The sequence below is a fragment of the Arthrobacter sp. RCC_34 genome (assembly GCF_041360795.1).
GTDB lineage: Bacteria > Actinomycetota > Actinomycetes > Actinomycetales > Micrococcaceae > Arthrobacter_E.
The window spans coordinates 334,327-351,248 of sequence record NZ_JBFUPW010000003.1; the positions used below are offsets into that span (position 1 = coordinate 334,327).

At 67.5% G+C, this 16,922-nt stretch carries 20 protein-coding genes; 8 read left to right on the forward strand and 12 right to left on the reverse strand.

What is annotated here, in order from left to right:
* Positions 1–18: 18 nt before the first annotated feature.
* A complete protein-coding gene (locus AB6732_RS13260) occupies positions 19–438 on the forward strand; it encodes a universal stress protein (protein ID WP_066213705.1) in 420 nt (139 codons plus the stop codon).
* A gap of 125 nt (positions 439–563) precedes the next feature.
* Here the strand turns inward: AB6732_RS13260 and AB6732_RS13265 are convergent, their stop codons facing one another.
* The 5 genes from AB6732_RS13265 to AB6732_RS13285 form a co-directional block, all read right to left on the reverse strand.
* The gene (locus tag AB6732_RS13265) at positions 564–1,019 is read right to left on the reverse strand and encodes an N-acetyltransferase family protein (protein ID WP_370960406.1); all 456 of its coding nucleotides are present in this window, start codon (positions 1,017–1,019) and stop codon (positions 564–566) included.
* A gap of 129 nt (positions 1,020–1,148) precedes the next feature.
* A complete protein-coding gene (locus AB6732_RS13270; RefSeq protein ID WP_370960407.1) occupies positions 1,149–2,678 on the reverse strand; it encodes a dihydrolipoamide acetyltransferase family protein in 1,530 nt (509 codons plus the stop codon).
* A 23-nt stretch (positions 2,679–2,701) separates the two neighbouring features.
* On the reverse strand, positions 2,702–3,682 hold the full coding sequence (locus AB6732_RS13275) for an alpha-ketoacid dehydrogenase subunit beta (RefSeq protein ID WP_370960408.1): 981 nt from the start codon (positions 3,680–3,682) through the stop codon (positions 2,702–2,704).
* A gap of 3 nt (positions 3,683–3,685) precedes the next feature.
* Positions 3,686–4,897, reverse strand: a complete 1,212-nt coding sequence (pdhA, locus tag AB6732_RS13280; protein ID WP_370960409.1) for a pyruvate dehydrogenase (acetyl-transferring) E1 component subunit alpha — start codon at positions 4,895–4,897, stop codon at positions 3,686–3,688.
* Between the two features lie 165 nt (positions 4,898–5,062).
* Positions 5,063–6,193 carry a histidinol-phosphate transaminase gene (locus AB6732_RS13285; RefSeq protein WP_370960410.1) on the reverse strand — a complete coding sequence of 377 codons (1,131 nt, stop codon included), beginning with the start codon at positions 6,191–6,193 and terminating at the stop codon, positions 5,063–5,065.
* 54 nt (positions 6,194–6,247) lie between these two features.
* Here AB6732_RS13285 and AB6732_RS13290 point away from each other — a divergent pair, with 54 nt between their 5' ends.
* Complete coding sequence (locus AB6732_RS13290; RefSeq protein ID WP_287903121.1) at positions 6,248–6,679, forward strand: phage holin family protein; 432 nt, start codon at positions 6,248–6,250, stop codon at positions 6,677–6,679.
* 91 nt (positions 6,680–6,770) lie between these two features.
* Here the strand turns inward: AB6732_RS13290 and AB6732_RS13295 are convergent, their stop codons facing one another.
* Positions 6,771–8,234: a hypothetical protein gene (locus AB6732_RS13295; protein ID WP_370960411.1), complete on the reverse strand. Its 1,464-nt coding sequence runs from the start codon at positions 8,232–8,234 to the stop codon at positions 6,771–6,773.
* Positions 8,234–8,614 (reverse strand): hypothetical protein, encoded by a 381-nt coding sequence (locus AB6732_RS13300; protein WP_370960412.1) that lies wholly within the window; start codon positions 8,612–8,614, stop codon positions 8,234–8,236. The genes AB6732_RS13295 and AB6732_RS13300 overlap by 1 nt, the downstream gene beginning before the upstream one ends.
* A gap of 162 nt (positions 8,615–8,776) precedes the next feature.
* Between AB6732_RS13300 and purB the strand changes: the two genes are divergently transcribed.
* The 3 genes from purB to AB6732_RS13315 all read left to right on the forward strand — a co-directional run bounded on the left by purB (position 8,777) and on the right by AB6732_RS13315 (position 11,205).
* Entirely contained in the window at positions 8,777–10,207 is a 1,431-nt protein-coding gene (gene purB, locus AB6732_RS13305) for an adenylosuccinate lyase (protein ID WP_370960413.1), read from the forward strand.
* 8 nt (positions 10,208–10,215) lie between these two features.
* Complete coding sequence (locus tag AB6732_RS13310; RefSeq protein WP_370960414.1) at positions 10,216–10,806, forward strand: histidine phosphatase family protein; 591 nt, start codon at positions 10,216–10,218, stop codon at positions 10,804–10,806.
* A gap of 180 nt (positions 10,807–10,986) precedes the next feature.
* Positions 10,987–11,205: a hypothetical protein gene (locus tag AB6732_RS13315; RefSeq protein ID WP_066213663.1), complete on the forward strand. Its 219-nt coding sequence runs from the start codon at positions 10,987–10,989 to the stop codon at positions 11,203–11,205.
* Positions 11,206–11,218: 13 nt separating this feature from the next.
* On the opposite strand, the gene AB6732_RS13320 is transcribed toward AB6732_RS13315, so the two are convergent.
* Together AB6732_RS13320 and AB6732_RS13325 are read right to left on the reverse strand one after the other, a co-directional pair.
* Positions 11,219–11,515, reverse strand: a complete 297-nt coding sequence (locus AB6732_RS13320) for a MoaD/ThiS family protein (protein WP_370960415.1) — start codon at positions 11,513–11,515, stop codon at positions 11,219–11,221.
* Complete coding sequence (locus tag AB6732_RS13325) at positions 11,516–12,652, reverse strand: exo-alpha-sialidase (protein WP_370960416.1); 1,137 nt, start codon at positions 12,650–12,652, stop codon at positions 11,516–11,518.
* Positions 12,653–12,963: 311 nt separating this feature from the next.
* Here AB6732_RS13325 and AB6732_RS13330 point away from each other — a divergent pair, with 311 nt between their 5' ends.
* Together AB6732_RS13330 and AB6732_RS13335 are read left to right on the forward strand one after the other, a co-directional pair.
* Positions 12,964–13,290, forward strand: coding sequence for a metal-sensitive transcriptional regulator (locus AB6732_RS13330; RefSeq protein WP_066213654.1), 327 nt, complete (start codon positions 12,964–12,966; stop codon positions 13,288–13,290).
* A gap of 44 nt (positions 13,291–13,334) precedes the next feature.
* Complete coding sequence (locus tag AB6732_RS13335; RefSeq protein ID WP_370960417.1) at positions 13,335–13,577, forward strand: heavy-metal-associated domain-containing protein; 243 nt, start codon at positions 13,335–13,337, stop codon at positions 13,575–13,577.
* A 121-nt stretch (positions 13,578–13,698) separates the two neighbouring features.
* Here the strand turns inward: AB6732_RS13335 and AB6732_RS13340 are convergent, their stop codons facing one another.
* Complete coding sequence (locus AB6732_RS13340; RefSeq protein WP_370960418.1) at positions 13,699–14,706, reverse strand: DMT family transporter; 1,008 nt, start codon at positions 14,704–14,706, stop codon at positions 13,699–13,701.
* A 70-nt stretch (positions 14,707–14,776) separates the two neighbouring features.
* Here AB6732_RS13340 and AB6732_RS13345 point away from each other — a divergent pair, with 70 nt between their 5' ends.
* The gene (locus tag AB6732_RS13345) at positions 14,777–15,316 is read left to right on the forward strand and encodes an ABATE domain-containing protein (protein WP_370960419.1); all 540 of its coding nucleotides are present in this window, start codon (positions 14,777–14,779) and stop codon (positions 15,314–15,316) included.
* Positions 15,317–15,411: 95 nt separating this feature from the next.
* Here the strand turns inward: AB6732_RS13345 and AB6732_RS13350 are convergent, their stop codons facing one another.
* Positions 15,412–16,305 carry a cytochrome b/b6 domain-containing protein gene (locus AB6732_RS13350; protein ID WP_370960585.1) on the reverse strand — a complete coding sequence of 298 codons (894 nt, stop codon included), beginning with the start codon at positions 16,303–16,305 and terminating at the stop codon, positions 15,412–15,414.
* Between the two features lie 180 nt (positions 16,306–16,485).
* Positions 16,486–16,821 (reverse strand): hypothetical protein, encoded by a 336-nt coding sequence (locus tag AB6732_RS13355; protein ID WP_370960420.1) that lies wholly within the window; start codon positions 16,819–16,821, stop codon positions 16,486–16,488.
* Between the last annotated feature and the right edge of the window lie 101 nt (positions 16,822–16,922).

Sequence of the window (16,922 nt, forward strand, 5' to 3'; positions counted from 1 at the left end):
CATCAACGAGGAGCGGATATGTCCGGAATTGTGATTGTTGGCGTCGACGGTAGCGAGACCGCGGCCCGGGCTGCCGCAGCGGCCTACAAGCTGGCCCAGGGCCTCGAAGCCCGGCTGCACGTGATCACGGCCTTCGACAAGGACAACGTCGAGGTTTTCGGCAGCGGCAGCGACACCTTCATCATGTCCGACGCGGATGACGCGCAGCGCGTGGCGAAGCAGGTGGCGGAGGGCCTGGGCTCGGACGTCGAGTACCTGTCCGCTCGCGGCAAGCCCGCCGACGCCCTGCTGTCCGAGGCCGAGCGCCTGAACGCCGACGTGATCGTGGTCGGCAACCGCCGCATGAGCGGCATCGGCCGCGTCCTGGGTTCCGTGGCGAACACCGTGGCGCACAACGCCCCCTGCGACGTCTACATCGTCAACACCACGGTGTCCTGACAGGTCTCCCGACCAGCGCACGCCCTCGCTGAGCGTTCACGCGCAGCTGGACGACGACGGCGCCGCTCCCCGAGGTTCCCTGCGGAACGTCCGGTGGGCGGCGCCGTCGTCGTGAGGACTGCCGATCAGGCCTCGAGGTCGAGCTGGTAGGTCAGGAACGGCGTGCGCGTGGACAGGCGGTCGTAGACGGCCCGGGCGCGGTAATTGTCCTCGGAGGTGATCCACCGGACGTGGCTCCAGCCCTCTGCCCGGGCCTCGGCGCGGATCGCGTCGAACAGGGCGTCCACGACGCCTCCGCCACGCCCGGCAGGGTCCACGAACAGATCGTCCAGGTAGCCGGCGACCACGCCGAGCATCGGACGCACCACGGGACGGACATGGGCCAGGCCCACCAGACGTCCCTGAGCCGCGGGATCCTCGGCCACCAGGCCGGTCAGCCGTCCGTCCTGGAGCCAGGACCAGACGACATCCCGGTGCTCCGGCGTGAGTTCGCGGTGGTAGAAGGTGCAGTACCCCTCGAACAGGCGCGACCATTCGTCGCGGTCACTCTCCGTCAGCGTGCGAGTGATCCACTCCGTCATCCTGATCCCTCTCGAATCGTCCTGGTGGCCGACTGTTCCAGCCGGCCGTCGCCCCACGCCCGTCGTTCCGCACGCCGGAACCCGTCCAGCCGCAGGGTCCGACAGCCGCCTCCAGCCGCAGGGTGACGCTCAGTCCAGCAGCAGCGCGGGCTCTTCCATGATCGCCGCGACATCGGCCATGAAACGGGCCGAGAGATCGCCGTCGACCACGCGATGGTCGAAGGAGCCACCGAGCGTGGTGATCCAACGCGGGATGACCTCACCGGAGACCACCCACGGCTTCTGCTTGATGGTGCCGAAGGCGACGATCGCCACTTCGCCGGGATTGATGATCGGGGTGCCCGTGTCGATACCGAGGGCCCCGATGTTCGTCACCGTGAGCGTTCCGTCCCTCATGTCGGCCGGGCTGGTCTTCCCGGCCCGGGCCGTGGTGGCAAGGTCGTTCAGCGCCACCGCGAGCTCTTTGAGGGAGAGGTCCTGCGCGTCCTTGATGTTGGGGACCAGCAGACCGCGCGGAGTGGCGGCGGCGATGCCGAGGTTCATGAAGTGCTTGACGTGGATCTCGTCGCCCTCCGGACCGGACACCCATTCCGAGTTCACGCTGGGATTGCGGGCGGCGGCCCAGATGACGGCCTTGGCCAGGATGAGCAGCGGCGAGACCTTGATGCCTTCGAAGTCCCGCGACTTCTTGAGGCGCTGCACGAACTCCATGGTGCGGCTGGCGTCGATGTCCACGAAGATCGAGACGTGCGGAGCCTGGAAGGCGGAATCCACCATGGCCCTCGCCGTGGCCTTGCGCACGCCCTTCACGGGGATGCGTTCGATCCTGCGCTCCGGGTTCTTCGCCGGAGCGGTCCAGAATTTCCCGGCCTGGTCCTGTTCGGCCTCCCGCTGGGACTGGTAGCTCACCAGGTCCTCACGGGTCACCTCGCCACGGGCGCCGGTGGGTGTCACCAGGGCGAGATCGATCCCGAGATCACGGGCGATCTTGCGCACCGGCGGCTTCGCCAGCACACGGCTGACGAGGCCGGTCAAGGCGCCGCCGATACCGGGGCGCTCCTCACCGGCGGCCTCCGCGGCCGACGGCGCCGCCGTCGCGGACGGGGCCAGAGGAGCTGACGGAGCTTGCTGAGTCGCCCGGGCCGCAGGGGCGGGCTGCGCCAGGGACGCGGGGGCCTGGGTGGGGGCCTGAGCCTGTGCCGGCGCTGCTGCAGCGGGGGCCGCCGGCGACGAGCCATTGCGGCGAGGACGGCGCTTGACCGCGTCGGCCTTCGGGCCGGAACCGACCAAGGGCCCCGGAGCCTCGGAGTCGTCGACCGGGAGCGTCCCATAGGCGACCCGGGGGGCCTCAGCAGCAGCGGACGGCTGCGCCGCGGGCGCTGCCGGCGAACCGCCGTCGTCGTCCGCGGCAGTCTCTCCTGCGGCACCCACCGCGATGATCGGCGTGCCGACTTCGACCGTCTTGCCTTCGGGGACCAGGAGCGCGGTCACCGTGCCGGCGAACGGCGAAGGAAGCTCCACCAGGGACTTCGCGGTCTCGATCTCGCAGAGGACGTCGTTGATCGCGACCGTGTCCCCCACCTGGACCTTCCAGGAGACGATCTCGGCCTCGGTCAGGCCTTCGCCCACATCGGGAAGATTGAATTTCTGCGTGCTCATGATGTCCCTAAACTCCGTGGCTCTCAGTAGGAGAAAGCGCGGTCGAGTGCTTCGAGGATACGGTCGATGTCCGGCAGATAGTGTTCCTCCACCTTCGCCACCGGGTACGGCATGTGGAACCCGCCCACGCGGATGACCGGCGCCTCCAGGCTGAGGAACGCCCGCTCGCTGATGCGGCTGGCGATCTCGCCGCCGATCCCGCCGAACGTGGGCGCCTCATGAGTCACCAGAAGGCGTCCGGTCTTACGGACCGAAGCCTCCACGGTGTCGAAATCGATCGGGGAGATGCTCCGCAGGTCGATGACCTCGATGCTGCGGCCGTCCTCCTCGGCGGCGGCCGCCGCCGCCAGGGCCACAGGGACGAGCGGTCCGTAGGCCACGAGCGTGACGTCGGAGCCTTCGCGCACCACGTGGGCGCTGAAGGGATCGGCAGATGTCCCGGGATCCTGCGTGTCCACCTCACCCTTGAGCCAGTAGCGCTTCTTGGGCTCGAACACGATCACCGGATCCTGGCATTCAATGGCCTGCCGGGTCATCCAGTAAGCGTCATGCGGATTGGAGGGGGTGACGATCCGCAGGCCCGCCGTGTGGGCGAACAGCGCTTCGGGAGACTCCGAATGGTGCTCGATCGAACCGATGCCTCCGCCATACGGGATGCGGATGGTCACGGGCAGGGTCACGGCGCCGCTGGTCCTCGCGTGGTACTTGGCCAGCTGCGTGGTGATCTGGTTGAAACCCGGGAAGACGAAACCGTCGAACTGGATCTCGCACACCGGGCGGTACCCGCGCATGGCCAGGCCGATCGACGTGCCGATGATCCCGGCTTCCGCGAGCGGCGAATCGACCACACGGTCTTCGCCGAACTCCTGCTGGAGGCCATCCGTGACCCGGTAGACGCCACCGAGTGCCCCGATGTCCTCGCCCATCAGCAGAGTCTTGTCGTCCCCGGCCAGGGCCTCGCGCAGGCCTTCGTTGATGGCCTTGGCAATGGTCATGGTGGTCATGGCTCAGCCCTCACCCGCGCCTTCCGCGTTCTCGAATCCTGCCTCATACTCCCGATACCACCGCAGTTCATCCTGGACCAGAGGGTGGGCCTGCGAGTACACGTGAGCGAACGCGTCCTCCATACTGGGGCCTTCCATCGCCTGAACGGTCTGACGGACGGAATCCGCCAGCTCCTGGCCCTGGCGACGGACGTCCTCGAAGAAGTCGTCGTCGGCGTGGCCCTCGGCCCGGAGGTAGGTCTCCAGGCGCGTCAGGGGGTCCTTCGCCCGCCACTGGTCCTCTTCGGAACTGGTGCGGTACTTGGTGGGGTCGTCGGCCGTGGTGTGAGCACCCAAGCGGTAGGTGAAGGCCTCGATCAGCACCGGGCCCTCGCCCTTGCGGGCACGGTCGAGCGCCCACTGCGTCACCGCGTGCACCGCGAGGATGTCATTGCCGTCCACGCGCACCCCGGGAAAACCGTAACCCTGGGCGCGGTGCGCCAGAGGGACCTTCGTCTGGACCTTCGACGGCACGGAGATGGCCCAGTGATTGTTCTGGCAGAAGAACACGACCGGCGCCTTGTAGCTGGAAGCGAAGACCATCGCCTCGTGGACGTCGCCTTCGCTGCTCGCGCCGTCGCCGTAGTAGGCGACGACGGCGGCGTCCTCCACCGTCTCGCCCTTGGCACGGGCCGACACCTGGTCGCGCTGGATGCCCATGGCGTAGCCGACCGCATGAAGCACCTGCGCGGCAAGCACCAGGGTGTAGATGTTGAAGTTCTTCTCGCGGGGATCCCAGCCGCCATGGGTGACGCCCCGGAAGATCCTGAGCAGATCCGACATGTCGAGGCCACGGGAGAGTGCCACACCATGTTCGCGGTAGCTCGGGAAGACGAAGTCCTCGGTCCGCAACGCGTGGCCGGAACCGATCTGGGCCGCCTCCTGACCGGTCAGGGGAACCCAGAGGGCGAGCTGCCCCTGCCGCTGCAACGCGGTGGCCTCCTGATCGAAGCGGCGCACCACGGCCATGTCACGGTAGAACGCACGCAGCGCCTCAGGATCCAGGGACTCCACGTAGGGACCGAAGACCGGGTCCTCCCGGCGGTTCCCCTGAGCGTCCAGAAGCTGGATCATGGCCCCGCCGGCCGGCTGTGACGCCGGGTCCAGGTGGGTCTCCGGGTGGTCGTCGAGTTCCTCGTCATTGAATTCAGTGGTCGGCAGCTGCCCTACGCCCATGCCGTCTCCTTGCATCCGTCCCACACGTCGTGGGAATCAATCGATATATTCCGCCTCAGGCATGTATTCCCGAGGTGGAATATATCTGGTCCGGGGATCACTTTAGCCGGAGTTCCGGGAGAAGTGATCATTAAGTCGTGAACGCAACGGAATACACGCGGGCCCTCAGGACCGGCGGAATTCCTCACAGAGTTCGATGAAACGCGTGTTCGCCTCCGGCTCGCCGATACTGACCCTCACGCCCTCCGGGGCGAACGCCCGCACGGACAGTCCGTGCGTTCCGGCCAGTTCCGCGAAGCGGGCGGTCTCCTCGCCCAGCGGCAGCCAGACGAAGTTGCCTTGAGCCTGGGGGATCTCCCAGCCCTGGGCCTCCAGAGCGGCGACCACTCGCTCGCGCTCCGCCACCACGCCGTCCACGCGCTCCAGGACCTCGGGAAGGTGGTCCAGGGAGGCGATGGCAGCACGCTCGGCCACCTGAGACACCGCGAAAGGAGTCGCGGACAGCCGGAGGTACTGGGTCACCTCAGGGTGGGAGACGGAGTATCCGACTCGAAGGCCCGCGAGTCCATGTGCCTTCGAGAAGGTCCGGAGCACCACGACGTTGGGGTAGCGCTCCAGGAATTCAAGCCCCTTGACCGCTTCCGGGTCCCTGACGAATTCGACATACGCTTCATCGATCACGACGAGGACGTTGGACGGGACCTTCGCCAGGAAATCATGGGTCTCCTGGGTCCGCAGGACGGGACCCGTCGGGTTGTTCGGGGTGCAGAGGAGGATCACCTTGGTGCTGTCGGTGATCGCCGCGGCCATGGCGTCGAGGTCGTGTCGGCCATCCGGAAGCAAGGGGATCTGAACGCTGCGAGCGCCGGCCAGACCGACGCAGATCGGGTACGCCTCGAAGGAACGCCACGCGTAGAGGACCTCATCCTGGCTACCGTCAGGGTTCTGGCCCGCGAAGGCTCCGATGATCTGAATGAGGGCGCCGAGGCTTCCGGCGCCAGTGACCACATCGTCGGCGGGCACGCCGAACGCCTGAGAGATCCGTTCGCGCAGCTGAGTGACCAGGGGATCGGGGTACCGGTTGAAGCCGTCGAATCCGGCCACGGCTTCCCGGACCTGCGGCAACGGGCCCAGGGCCACCTCGTTGGACGAGAGCTTGTAGCTGGTCAGCCCTTCCAGGACCCGCGGCGGCTTGCCGGCGGTGTACTTGGGAAGAAGTCCCACTGCGGGACGGGGAAGGATTTCCTGACCGTGGTCTGCGGACACACCCTCAGAGGGCGACACATGGGAACTCATGTCTCCAGCCTAAATGCCGGGGATACGCCCAGACAGGTATGACAGCATGGTTGCATGGCGAAGTTCCTCCTGCGTCTGGCGATCAATGCGTTCTCCCTCTGGGTGGCCACGTGGCTTCTGCCCGGACTGACCCTGTCCACGGGCGCCGCCCAGGATCTGGTGGCAGGCGCGGCTCCGTCCGCTCCCGCCGACACCCTCGGCAGCATCCTGGCGTACCTGTTCATCGGATTGATCTTCGCCGTGGTCAACGCGTGGATCCGGCCCGTGGTGCGCTTTCTGGCCCTGCCTGTGACCGTTCTGACCCTTGGCTTGTTCACCCTCGTGATCAATGCCGCCATGCTCTACCTCACCTCCTGGTTGAGTGGTTTCACGCCCGTCCATCTGGGGATCGACACGTTCTTCTGGACCGCCGTCCTCGGAGCGCTGATCATCAGCATCATCTCCCTCATCACGGATCGGCTGTTCGACCGGGACCGAGACCGCTGAACCCCTCTGCCGAACGTCTCTGACTCCGCGCGAGCCCGTTGACGCCACCGAGCCAGAACTGCTGATGCCCTGAGAGGCAGCGCAGCCAGTGTCATGGCCGGCACTGGTCTTCCCCCAGCGGCGGCTCGTGGGCCGTGTAGACGGTCCGGGTGGCTTTTCTGACCGAGTCCGGGGAAGTGTCGAGCCGGTCAGGACCCAGGATGTCCGCGAGCACCTTCTGATGCCGGAGGACTCCCGGGTCGTGACTCGTCTCCAGTCGATCCGCCGCCGCGATGTAGTTGCCGATGTCGTGAGCGTTCCTGATCTTCATCGGCACATCGAGAGTGCCGGACAGCGCTTCCACCGGTCGCCCGCTGGCCATCCCGGACAGCACGGGGTCGACCGTGGCCGGCTCCGCGGAGAAGCGCGCCGTCACGACGTTCGGCCTTCGCGGGTTGGGCACCCCGTCCAGTGCGGGGACCAGATCCCGCTGGTTCTCGAGCGTCAGCACGCTCGCGTCCACCCGGCCCAGGAATCGGCCGACCGGCGAACCTGCGGTGTTGACGGCGCGGACCGTGTACGTGGCGGTGAAATCCTTGTTCGCGGCGAGCGCCACCGCGTTGATGCCTCCCTGGCTGTAGCCGTTCAGCACGATGTCATCCTTCCTGGTGACGTGCTCCGCCTCGAGCGCTTTCACCACGGCCGCCTGGGTCTGAGTGAGATAACTCCGGCGCTCCGTTCCCTGGGCCATCGCCGAGACGTTGCCTTTGAGATCGTCGGTGGTTTCCGTGGAGTCGAACGGCGCCCACTTCTCGGTGCCGGGGATGCTCACGACCACGGCGTAGCTGCCGTCGGTCCGGAGGTACTTGTCCACCACGACGGATGACAAGGGGATCGGCTTCTCGCCCGGGGCCGCGGGCCCATAACCGGCCGCACGATTCGCGCCCCGGAACGCCGAGCCCAGGAACGTCCCGGGGGTGGGGGCCGGAGGTGCGGAATGCCATCGCTCGGCTGTCACCGTCAGCGCGTCCTGCCGGAGCCGGGCCTCCTCCACGCCCCCGTCCCAGGACGACAGGGCATGAGTGAGAGCATCCACGGAGTCCTTGGCCCCGGTTGCGCTGAGCGCCTTGAGATAACCGTCCCGGGCTCGCGGGTCGATCATCCCCAGCACGTAGGCGAGAATCCCGGGCACGAGGGCCAGCCCCCCTTGGATGAGGTCGCCGGTCCCGGCCACCTTCGATTCGGTCCCACGCTCCGCCTCCGCATAAGAAGTGGCTGATCCCCTGAGAGATCCCGCGAGTGATCGCAGCGCCGAGACCACACCGTCGAGCTCCGCCGTGGTCCGGTTCACCGCGAGTCCGCAGTCGCTCACGCCCGCACCCAGGACGGAACCGGCGGCAAGTCCATCGTCCAGAATCGCCTCCCATCGGCGCTGGATCCCTTGAAGACAGGTCTGAAGACGATCGGCGACGAGGTCCAGGCGCCCCGATGCGGTCCAGAGCTCATCCGGATCGACGCTGACCAGGCTGTACCGGCCGTTGATCCAGAAACATGTCTCATCGGAGGGGACGGCCATCATCGCCCCTCGTAGTGAACCGACGGCGTGGACCCCGCGCCGAGGCCGCCGTCCCCCGGAACCGCCTGAACCGCCGCCATACCCCGAACCCGGGGCGGCGAGTCCGCGAGGGAGGCATGGAGGGCCAACGCGGCCCGCGCAGCTTCCAGCGCCTCGCCCGCGCGAAGGAGGCTGCGGCGTCGTTCCTCCAGCGCCATTCTGTAAGCGTTCCCCGCCGCGGAATCCCAGTGCAGGTTGCCTGCCTGGCGAAGAGCGGCGAGGGCTGCGGAGAGCTCGTCCCGCTGTCCACCGAGCCAGAGGGCGAGCGCGAGAAATCCCGCTGCATCGGGACCGCCCCGCCCACCCGGCAGCAGCCCGGACCCCTGGTACGCCGAATCCATGCCGTTCCTCCTCCTTCGCCGACCTCCGACTGCACACCACGCTATGAGCATGGACGATCCACAGGCGGCGTCGAAGAGGCCATGTGGAAAGTGCGCGTCACGCATTGTCCACATGGCCTCCGGAAGATGAGACTGCCGCCCGGCACATGAAAGAATGAGCACATGGCTGAAACCACTGCGCGCATCCCGTCCGGACGACTCTCCCTGGCTGCAGGCGAGGGCCAGATCGCCCTAGGGCCCCTGGACGGCCGGTACCGTGCAGCCGTGGCACCCCTCGTGGACTACTTGTCCGAGGCCGCGCTGAACCGTGACCGTGTCGCCGTCGAGGTGGAATGGCTGATTCACCTCACCTCGAACTCGGTCCTTCCCGGCTCGGCGCCGCTGACCCCGGAGCAGCAGGACCAGCTGCGGGCCATCGTCACCGAGTTCGATGCGGACTCCGTCACGGAACTCGCGGAGATCGAGGCCGTGACCGTCCATGACGTCAAGGCCGTGGAGTACTACATCGGCCGCCGCCTGCCGGCCATCGGGATCGAATCGCTGACGCCCCTGGTGCATTTCGCCTGCACCTCGGAGGACATCAACAACCTCTCGTACGCGCTCGGCGTCAAGGGCGCCGTCGAGGATGTCTGGCTCCCGGCGGCCCGCGCCCTGGTCGACCAGATCGGCGCCATGGCCACGGAGAACCGTGACGTTCCGATGCTCTCCCGGACCCACGGTCAGCCCGCCACGCCCACCACGCTGGGCAAGGAACTCGCAGTGGTGGCCCACCGCCTCAGCCGTCAGCTGGACCGGATCTCCCGCACGGAATACCTCGGCAAGATCAACGGCGCCACTGGCACCTTCGCAGCCCACGTGTCCGCCGTGCCGGGCGCGGACTGGACCGAGGTCTCCCGCACGTTCGTGGAGGGTCTGGGCCTGGACTGGAACCCGCTGACCACCCAGATCGAAAGCCACGACTGGCAGGCTGAGCTGTATGCGGACGTCGCCCGCTTCAACCGCATTCTGCACAACTTCTGCACCGATGTGTGGAGCTACATCTCCATCGGCTACTTCGCGCAGATCCCGGTGGCCGGCGCCACCGGTTCTTCGACGATGCCGCACAAGGTGAACCCGATCCGCTTCGAGAACGCCGAGGCCAACCTGGAGATCTCGAGCGGACTGCTCGACGTCCTCGCCTCGACCCTCGTCACGTCCCGCTGGCAGCGTGACCTCACGGACTCCTCCTCGCAGCGCAACATCGGCGTCGCGTTCGGGCACTCCCTGCTGGCCATCAGCAATGTGGTCAAGGGCCTCAAGCAGCTCAAGGTGTCCGTGGACGTCCTCGCCGCCGATCTGGACGGCAACTGGGAGGTCCTCGGCGAGGCCATCCAGACGGTCATGCGGGCCGAGGCCATCGCGGGCGTTCCCGGAATGGAGAACCCGTACGAGCGCCTCAAGGATCTCACCCGTGGCCACCGCGTCGACGCGGCCCGCATGCAGGAGTTCGTCTCCGGCCTGGGGCTCTCGGACGAGGCCCGGGACCGTCTCCTCCAGCTGACCCCCGCGTCCTACACGGGCGTCGCGGCGGCACTGGTCGACTACCTGAAGTAGCCCCGGCCGTGCGCCTGTTCCTCGTCCGGCATGGCCAGACGCCCAGTAACCTGCTCCGCGCCCTGGACACGGGACGCCCGGGTCCTGGGCTGACGGACCTGGGCCTGGAGCAGGCGCACGCTCTCGTGGAACGGCTGTCCGCCGAACACCTGGACGCCGTCTACGCCTCACCTCTGCTCCGAGCCCAGCTCACCGCGGGGCCGTTGTCGCAGGCCAGAAACCTCACAGCCACCGTGCTGGAGGGACTGGAAGAGATCGGCGCCGGTGCGCTCGAAATGCTGAACGACGACGACTCGTGCGCCAGCTACGGCGCTCACGTCATCGCCTGGGGCCTCGGTGACTCCCTGTCGAGGATCGACGGCGCGGAGGATCACACCACCTTCTTCCGCCGTTTCGACGCAGCCGTGGACCAGATGGCGCGGACCCACGGGCCCGAAGCCAGCGTCCTCGCCGTCAGCCACGGTGCGGCGATCCGCTGCTGGACCGCGGCCCGGGTGCAGCACGACGGCGGATTCGACGTCCGTCTGCCACTCGCCAACACCGGGATCGTCGCCCTCGAAGGGACTCCCGGATCCTGGCGGCTGCACGCTCTCCTCTGACCCACGGCCTCCTCGGCCACATGGCCATAGCCCGCGTCGGCCCTCGCCCGCGCTGTGACCGCGGCACACCGCATCCGTAACCATGCCCTCACCCACTTCTTACGGCGCCGAAACCCGCCTGAAATCCCGGGCCGGTTGACTGGGAGTACCGAAAAATTCTCTCCGTGGAGGTGAAGGGACATGACCGCACGAACCCTCATCAGTTCGCTCCACCAACTGCGCCGTGGTGATCACGTGGAGGCCGAACGCTTCCACCTGATGCCGCGGACCACGTTCGTACGACGTGGCCAGGTCCAAGACATCGCTCCCGGCCTGGGCGTCGTCTGGATCCGGGACGAGGAGACCGGCCAACGCCGCGTCCTCGATTCCCAGGATTACCAGCTCTGGCGGGTCGCCTGAGGGAGGAACACTCCTAGCCGCCCGCGACGGACTGGATGATCATCAGTTCCGCCCCTTCAGGGACTTCGGTCTCGAGACCCTGAAGCCTGCGGACCTCATCGGGTCCCAGGTACACGTTCACATGGCGTCGGAGAGCACCCGTTTCATCGCGGAGCCGCCGGCCCAGCACGGGATGGTCGGCCGCCACAGAGCCCAGGATGCGGGCCACGGTGGCCGGCCCGCCGTCGTCGGGAAGCTCGACGTCCAGCGCGTCCGCGTCCCGCACCAAGGGGCGCAGGACGCTCGGGATCAGCACGGTGAAAGAGGCCATTCAGCTCGCCACCGGCACTCCGCCACCGGCATCGCTCCGCTGGCCCGACCCCTCGATGACCGCCGCCCGGACACACAGCACGTCGGGAAGGTGCGACGCGATCTCCTGGAACGTGGCGCCCTCATCGGCACTCGCGTACACGCTGCCGCCGCGGGTCCCGAAGTAGACGCCCACCGGTTCCGCCGTGTCGACGGCGGCGGCGTCCCGGAGGATCGAGTTGTAGTCCTTGGCGGGCAGACCGGCGTCGAGCATCTCCCAGTTCTCCCCGGCGTCCCGCGTGCGGCCGACGGCCGGATGCCCGTCCACGGGGATGCGCTCGACGTCCGCGGCCAGTGGGATCACCCAGGCAGTCCCGGCGTTGCGGGGATGGCTCAGCATGACGAAACCGAAGTTCGCCGGCAGCCCATGCTCGACCGCCTGCCAGGTGTCGCCGCCGTCGCGCGTCCGATACACACCGCCGTGGTTCTGCGCGTAGATCTGCTCGGGGTCATCCGCATCGGCGGCGATCTTGTGAACGCATTGCCCGAACTCCGGGAGCTCGCCGGGCAGGAACGACGCCCCGATGCCCCGGTTGGTCGCCTGCCAGTTCTCCCCGCCGTCCCGCGTCCGGTAGACACCTCCCGTGCTCATGGCGACGTGCACGGTGGATCCGTCGGGCGCCGGGATGATCGAGTGCACCGCGCCGCCGCCTGCTCCCTCACCCCATTCCGGACGGTGCGGGTGCTCCCACAGGCCGCGGTTGAGCTCGAAGTGCTCGCCGCCGTCGTCCGACCGCCAGAGGGAGATGGGCTCGACGCCGGCCCACACGACGCCGGGACGGCCCTCCCGGTCGGGCTGGAGCTGCCAGATGCGTTCGACGGCGGCGCCGTCACCTTCGCCGAAGGCGATCCCGCCCCCTTCGGGCTCGGTCCAGGTCACGCCGAGGTCATCCGAATGCGCGACGGTCGGTCCCCAGTGCTCGGAGCGGATGCCCACGAGGAGGCGTGTGCCGTCCCGGGTGTCGATGCCGATGCTCGGGATCTCCGTCATGAGGAAATGGGGGCCGTCCAGCACCCATTCCTTGCGGTCCTTGCTGTGGGCGAGCCAGAGGCCCTTCTTCGTACCGATCGCCACCAGGTAGTGCGTCGCCGTTGACATGCCTCCATGCAAGCACTGCTTCAGAACACCCGCAATAGTGCGGAATTCCCGGGTGATTTTTGCCGCATCTGCGATTCACACGGTTGTTGATTTTCTGTCACGAAAGTCCGCCGCGATTAGTTATCGGCAGAAGTGGCGAAGCGCCTTTGGTTGCCGCTAAGCTCGATCCAGCGACGAAGAAGTTGCCCCATGAGCTGCCCCGGAGCACGTATCCCCCAATGACGTGTTCCGGGGCTTTCCAATTCCCGGATCAGGACGGCCGTACCGGTCGGACTCTTGATTGATACCCCCAGGGGGTATACGCTCGGGGTATGAGCGAGTCGGACATCCAGGAACACCCGCACCAGCACGGCTACTCCGCCAACAAAGAGGCCTATCAGAGGCGTCTCAAGCGGATCGAAGGCCAGGTCCGGGGCATCGCGCGCATGGTCGATGAGGACAAGTACTGCATCGACATCCTCACGCAGATCGCCGCCGTCAACAAGGCGCTGCACGCCGTCAGCCTGGGGCTGGTGGAGGAGCACATCGGCCATTGCGTGGTGGGCGCCGCGGAGGAGTCCGACGGCGCACTGCGCCAGGAGAAGGTCGACGCCAAGGTCAAAGAGGCCACGGACGCCATCGGCCGCCTGCTGCGCTGATCAAGCCCCTGTCACCCGAATCACGTCACCCCGAGGAGAACATCATGAGCACCCCTGAATCCCTGATCACCACCCAGGTCTCCGTCTCCGGCATGACCTGCGGCCACTGCGTCTCCTCCGTGACGGAGGAGCTGGAAGCGGTCGACGGCGTGGAGCGCGTCGCGGTGGACCTGAACGCCGGTGGGGTCTCCACCGTGACGATCTCCTCGCGCGGGGAACTCTCCCCCGAGGAGATCGGCGAGGCCGTGGCGGAGGCCGGTTACGTGGTCGTTGCAGACCGCGCCTGAAGCGCTCAGCCTCCGATCATCACGACGACGGCGCCCCCACCGGCGCCCAGCCCCGGAACCGCGGGCGGGCACGCGGGTGGGGGCGCCGTCGTCGTCGAAGTGCCGCTACCGAGCGCTCGGCTCAGGCGTCCACCCGGGCCTCGGGCCGCCCGGCCGGCACGGCTTCGGCCACCGTGGCCGATTCGCCCGCGAAGTCGGGATCCCGGAGCTCGTCGACCCGCACGAGGAGGACGCCCAGGACGATCAGCATGCCGCCGCCGATCTGGATGGGCGCCGGCAGTTCGCCGAGCAGCAGCCACGCCCACACGACGGCGAACAGGACCTCGGTGAGGGACACGAACGACGCCACCTTGGACCCCAGAGCCCGCGACGCGTAGATGCCGGTCACGTAAGCGATCACGGTGGACAGGATGACCATCCCGGCCAGGGAGATCCACCAGGGCACCGAGGCGCCTCCGAGGTGGGCCTCGCCGAAGGTGAACCGCAGCGGCATGATCCCGGTGAGGGTCACGATCCACAGCACCACGGCCCCCACGAGCATCCCGCCCGAGGCGAGCACCAGCGGCGGCAGGCCGTCATTCTGGCGGGCGGTGATGAAGAAGTAGACCACCAGGCAGACCGCGGCCGCGACGCCCCAGAGGACGCCCACCGGGTCCACGCGCGCGCCGCCCAGGTCGAGCACCAGGAGCAGGCCTGCGATCGACACGACCGTGCCGGCGATGGTGAGCCACCGCGGCGCGTGCCGCTTGACCACCCAGAGCCACAGCACGATCATGACGGGCGCCAGGTACTCCAGGAGGAGCGCGACGCCCACCGAGAGGGTCTGGACGGCGTTGAAGTAGAAAAGCTGGCACGCCGCCACGCCGAACAGGCCGAAGAGGACGATGGTGAGCCAGTTGTCGCGCACCTGATGCCATTTGCCGCGCAGCGACCAGAGGGCCGGAAGCGTCAGAATGAGAACGGCGCCGCTCAGGCGCATCGCGACCGCGGCTCCGGGCGACCAGCCCATCTCCAGCAGGGATTTGCCGAACGACCCCGAGGTGGCGAACACCGCCGAGGAGAGCAGCGCCACGGGGACGCCGACGAAGGCCGAAGGGGCGCGGCGCGCGGTCGCTGCGGTGCGAGGCATGGCGAGTTCCTGTCAGGAGTGAAACGTGCTTTACTCGTGACAGTAGTGGCAGGACAAGTAAGGAGTCAATATGGTTTTTGCTCATGACACCGAGGTGGCCCTCCGTTCCGCCATGAATCTCATCAACACGAACGCGAACGGGGCCGAGCTCCTCCCCGATGACGAACACCTGACGGCCTTCCTGGCGCGCGAGGAGTTCTACGGCTCCCGCACGCACGACGACGCCGAACTCGACTCCGTGCGCCGCTTACGGGGCGTGCTGCGCGCCCTCTGGACGTCCCCGGAGGACGAAGCTGCGGAAGAGGTCAACAGAATCCTCCGCGACGCCCGTGCACTGCCCCAGCTGATGAAGCACGACGGTCTGGATTGGCATCTCCACGCGACCACTCACGCCGCGCCGCTGGCGGACCGCATCGCGACCGAGACCGCCATGGGGATCCTGGACGTCATCCGCTCCAAGGAGCTCTCCCGACTGGCGCTGTGCGCGGCCGAGGACTGCGACGCCGCGGTGCTGGACCTGAGCCGCAACCGCTCCAAACGCTTCTGCGACACGGGCAACTGCGCCAATCGCACCCACGTCGCCGCGTACCGGGCCCGTCAGCGGGGCTGACGCCGACGACGGGGCTGACGACGGAGCGCAGCCGGGCCGGGACGACGCCGGCGGCGCCGCGGGCGCCACGGATCGTCAGGCCCGGATCGAGACCCTCAGCGGCCGACCTTGCCCATCAAGGACGCGATCGGCCTCAGGAAGACCGGGCGGGCGAGCAGCCACGCCGCCGCCATGACCACCAGCGAGGCCACGAAGAGCCAGAAGCCCAGCCAGTCCTCGCCGTCGTGGTTGCCGTACATGTGGTTCAGGTTCCGCAGCATGCCCGTGCTGAGCACGAGGAACACGTGCACCACGACGAACGCCACGAAGTAGATCATGACCGGGAAGTGCACCTTGCGGGCCAGCTCCAGCGGGTAGAACTTGTTGATCGCGGCCTTCTTGGGCCACGCGCCCGACATCCGGATGCCTGTCAGCAGTGCGAGCGGAGCCGCGACGAACACTGTGAGGAAGTACGTCAGCAGCTGCAAGGCGTTGTAGTTGACCCAGCCGTTCTCGGTCGGCCAGTTCAGGGAGGCGTACTGCAGGCCCGCGGAGACAGCGTTCGGGAAGACGTCCCAGCTCGTGGGGACGATCCGGACCCAGTGACCCGTCGCGAAGAGCAGCACGATGAACACCACACCGTTGAGAACCCACAGCGCGTCGAGGCAGAGGTGGAACCACAGGTCCAGCGAGATCTTGGTCGGCGGGTTCTTGGTCTTGACCAGGCCCTTGTTGTTACGCGTGAAGTACGCCGCGGGGCGCTGCACCGTCCGCACCTGAAGGCCCGTGCGCACGATCAGCAGGAGGAAGAAGGCATTGAGGAAGTGCTGCCAGCTCAGCCAGAGCGGAAGGCCCTCCTGAGTCCCGGCCGGAAGCTCGGAATGCCCGGGGTACGTGCGGATGAAGTCCTGGCCCGCGGACGTGGAACGGATCCAGATGGCCAGGAGCACCACGATGATGGCTCCCAGCACCACGGCGCCCGTGGTGATGAGGGTCTTCCGGGACGGCATCGCCAGCAATCCGCCCCGTGCGTTCTTGGAGGCGCCGCTTCCCGGTTTGCGGGCTGCTTTGGGAGCTTGGGGGACGCGGGACATGGACCGGGACACCTCATCTGTTGGCGGCGCTCAGGATGTCGGCGCCGTGGCGGTATGCGAAGTGCAGCCAGTCTAACGAGTGGTCAGGAATTCTCCCTAGTGGCGTGAACCCTGTTCGTCGTCAGGCTTCTCGGAGTCTCCGGCCTCGTCGGAGTGGTCCGCGGAAGAGAGGTGCACGCCGGAGCCTTCACCCAGGTGCGGGGCGTTGTCCTTGTGCGTCAGGGAGAGCATGGCCGAGATGACCAGGGTGACGATGAACGCGATCCCGGCGCCGGTGAAGGCGAGGTCGAAGCGCTGCATCTTGGCACTGCCACCGGAGGCAAAGATCAGGACACCGAAGAAGGCCACCACGGCCCAGAAGGCGGAGAACATCAAGGGTCCCTTGATGGACGACCGCACTGAACGCTGTTCTTCCGGCTGCTGCCCGTCCACTGTCCAACTCCTGGCTTGTCGTGCGTCTGAATCATGCAGCCCCGTGGCTGCCGTCGTGCATGCCCTCGGGGCACTGGTTTCTACCTCGCGTAGAACCTCTA

Coding starts and splice junctions, on each gene's coding strand:
- AB6732_RS13295 (WP_370960411.1), bottom strand. CDS start 8,234: ATGGCCGTCCCCTCCGATGAGACATGTTTCTGGATCAACGGCCGGTAC.
- pdhA (WP_370960409.1), bottom strand. CDS start 4,897: ATGGGCGTAGGGCAGCTGCCGACCACTGAATTCAATGACGAGGAACTC.
- AB6732_RS13325 (WP_370960416.1), bottom strand. CDS start 12,652: ATGTCAACGGCGACGCACTACCTGGTGGCGATCGGTACGAAGAAGGGC.
- AB6732_RS13330 (WP_066213654.1), top strand. CDS start 12,964: ATGAGCGAGTCGGACATCCAGGAACACCCGCACCAGCACGGCTACTCC.
- AB6732_RS13300 (WP_370960412.1), bottom strand. CDS start 8,614: ATGGATTCGGCGTACCAGGGGTCCGGGCTGCTGCCGGGTGGGCGGGGC.
- AB6732_RS13340 (WP_370960418.1), bottom strand. CDS start 14,706: ATGCCTCGCACCGCAGCGACCGCGCGCCGCGCCCCTTCGGCCTTCGTC.
- AB6732_RS13290 (WP_287903121.1), top strand. CDS start 6,248: ATGGCGAAGTTCCTCCTGCGTCTGGCGATCAATGCGTTCTCCCTCTGG.
- AB6732_RS13260 (WP_066213705.1), top strand. CDS start 19: ATGTCCGGAATTGTGATTGTTGGCGTCGACGGTAGCGAGACCGCGGCC.
- AB6732_RS13320 (WP_370960415.1), bottom strand. CDS start 11,515: ATGGCCTCTTTCACCGTGCTGATCCCGAGCGTCCTGCGCCCCTTGGTG.
- AB6732_RS13335 (WP_370960417.1), top strand. CDS start 13,335: ATGAGCACCCCTGAATCCCTGATCACCACCCAGGTCTCCGTCTCCGGC.
- AB6732_RS13350 (WP_370960585.1), bottom strand. CDS start 16,305: ATGCCGTCCCGGAAGACCCTCATCACCACGGGCGCCGTGGTGCTGGGA.
- AB6732_RS13265 (WP_370960406.1), bottom strand. CDS start 1,019: ATGACGGAGTGGATCACTCGCACGCTGACGGAGAGTGACCGCGACGAA.
- AB6732_RS13345 (WP_370960419.1), top strand. CDS start 14,777: ATGGTTTTTGCTCATGACACCGAGGTGGCCCTCCGTTCCGCCATGAAT.
- purB (WP_370960413.1), top strand. CDS start 8,777: ATGGCTGAAACCACTGCGCGCATCCCGTCCGGACGACTCTCCCTGGCT.
- AB6732_RS13315 (WP_066213663.1), top strand. CDS start 10,987: ATGACCGCACGAACCCTCATCAGTTCGCTCCACCAACTGCGCCGTGGT.
- AB6732_RS13285 (WP_370960410.1), bottom strand. CDS start 6,193: ATGAGTTCCCATGTGTCGCCCTCTGAGGGTGTGTCCGCAGACCACGGT.
- AB6732_RS13270 (WP_370960407.1), bottom strand. CDS start 2,678: ATGAGCACGCAGAAATTCAATCTTCCCGATGTGGGCGAAGGCCTGACC.
- AB6732_RS13275 (WP_370960408.1), bottom strand. CDS start 3,682: ATGACCACCATGACCATTGCCAAGGCCATCAACGAAGGCCTGCGCGAG.